The 2,165-nt window shown below is 63.3% G+C and carries 1 protein-coding gene; it reads right to left on the reverse strand.

Translation table 11 applies throughout. The features are described from left to right. Positions 1-1,412 (reverse strand): IS21 family transposase (gene istA, locus NPX02_RS21000; protein ID WP_260296018.1); only part of this gene is annotated, 1,412 nt, incomplete at its 3' end. Between the last annotated feature and the right edge of the window lie 753 nt (positions 1,413-2,165).

Consider the following 2,165-nt stretch of genomic DNA (forward strand, 5'->3'; position numbering starts at 1 on the left):
CGCTCGTCGGTGAGTCTTATCCCCAACGGGGGTGGCTGGTTCCTGGCTTCCCGGCGCCGCTGCAGGGCAATGCGCACGCCATTGGGGTGAGGCACGCCCTGAGCCAGGCTCTCATTGATGGCGGCCTCCAGTTCCGCTGCACCGTAGTCCTCCAGCAGCCGCAGCAACGTGGCGGTGATGGTGCCGAGGTTGTCACCGCGTTCGGCGGCCTGGCTCAACAGCGTGCGGCTGGCCGGTGTGGCCTGGGCCAAACGGTCCTGTCCACTATGGCGCCGGGCCTGGCGCTTGAGCTGCACCAGGGCCTCGATGTGCTCCGGTCGTTCGATCTGCTGTCCCTTGTCGTAGCTGCGGACATGGTGGGCGATCTCTTGGCCGCCATCGAGGATGCGCACCGCACCGGGGGAGGCGGATACGGTGAGGGTGCACCGCACATGGGTGTGGGGCACGCTGTAGTCGTTGCGCTCGAAGCGGGCATAGGGGGTCTTGCCGATGTGCACCTCGACCCGCTCATCGGTGGGGTACGGATTCTCAGGCAACGCCAGCAGCGGCTCCTGGGCAAAGACCTGGCGTACCGAGAGGGAGCGCTCTTCCGGGCAGGGGCGGTCCATGGCCCAGCCGTTGCACCAGGCCTCAGCCTGGGCGTTGAGATCGTCCAGGTCCCGCCACTGCCGCGCCGGCCAGAAGTGATCGCGTACATAGCGGATGGCCCGCTCCACCCGGCCCTTCTCGTTGCCGCGGGCCACCGCCACCGGACGCGGCTCGAAGCGGTAGTGGGCAGCGAAGTCGAGCAAGGTGGGATGGAAGCGGATGGCATCGCCCCGACGCTCCAGTACGGCGCTCTTAAGGTTATCGTAGAGCAGTACCTTGGACAGACCGTTCCAGGCAGTGAAGGCCGCTTCATGACCGCGCAGGAAGTTGGCCATCTGGGCACCGAGGAAGAAGCGCAGAAAGATGCGCCGCGAGTAGCTGAGCACCATGACAAAGGCCATCAGGGCATGCTCCGCCCGGCCGATGGTGAGCTTGCCGAAGTGTCCCCAGTCGACTTGACTCTGTTCGCCGGGCAGGGTCCTGAGACGCAGAAAGGCCTCGGGCCGGGGTCGGGGTCGGTAACAGGCGAGCTGATGGCGGAAGTGGTCCGGGCCGCCGGGGTAGCCGCGTTCACGTACCATCTGGTACAAGCGGCTGGCGGTGAGTGTCGGGTAGCGGGACAGGGTGTCGGTGAGAAACGGCAGATAGGGATCGATCATGGACGGACGCTGTGAGCGTACCGCCTTCGGCAACCCCGCCTGGGACAGTACACGGTTGACCGTGTTGTGATGTATCCCCAGTTGATGGGCAATAGTACCCACACGCCACTTCTCGACATGGTGATAGCGCAGGATCTGTGCCTCTTGTTCTTTGCTGATGGTCAATGATCTTCTCCAAATCTACTGGGCCGGGTATCTCATGGGGGCCGTGCGTGGACACCCACCGGCCAATGTGGGGTGATTGACCCGAGAGTACCGGCCACGGCAGGCCGACGAAGGGGGCCGTTACGCAGAAAAGGCCCGCACTCGCCGCCGCAGAAATGGCAGTGAAGACGGGCCATCGGCTTGGAGCCCGCGCCAGATCGGCCATCCGGCGTCTCCAGGTCGGTGGGCAGTGGATCATTGGGGGGCGGTTGCGGGGAACCCTGATGCGTCACTTTCTGCCGTCTGACCCGGTAGCGGTGTTGGCGCTGTGCATGCATAAAACGCCCCTGGCGGGTCTGCTGATAGCGTTGGTTGGCGGTTCGCAGTGACGCCCGACGCGCCGTCTCGGCACAGCCGCCATGGCAATAGATGTTGCCGCGATCACAGTCGCTACAAATCACCACCTGGCGGTGACAACGGGCGCAGTTGTACAGGCGAGCAGTATTTTCCATCGGCGATAAAGGCCGATGAGGACTTGATTCTCAGGGGGAAAAGATAAATAGTTATCGGGCACGTGCTCTGCACGGCTCGGGGTGCGATATCGGGCGACCGGCAAGTCAATGAGACCCGGTATCGCACCTGTCTCAACGGCCCTTCTTCTTTACCCGATTTTGGTTCTTCTGTCACTGGTCTGCGTGAATGCGCAGATCGGCCTGCTGTTCCGTGGCAACCTATTGTTCGCCAGATAAGTGCGGATTTTTGTAGCCATCTACA

This window comes from Sedimenticola hydrogenitrophicus (assembly GCF_025175675.1).
GTDB lineage: Bacteria > Pseudomonadota > Gammaproteobacteria > Chromatiales > Chromatiaceae > Sedimenticola > Sedimenticola hydrogenitrophicus.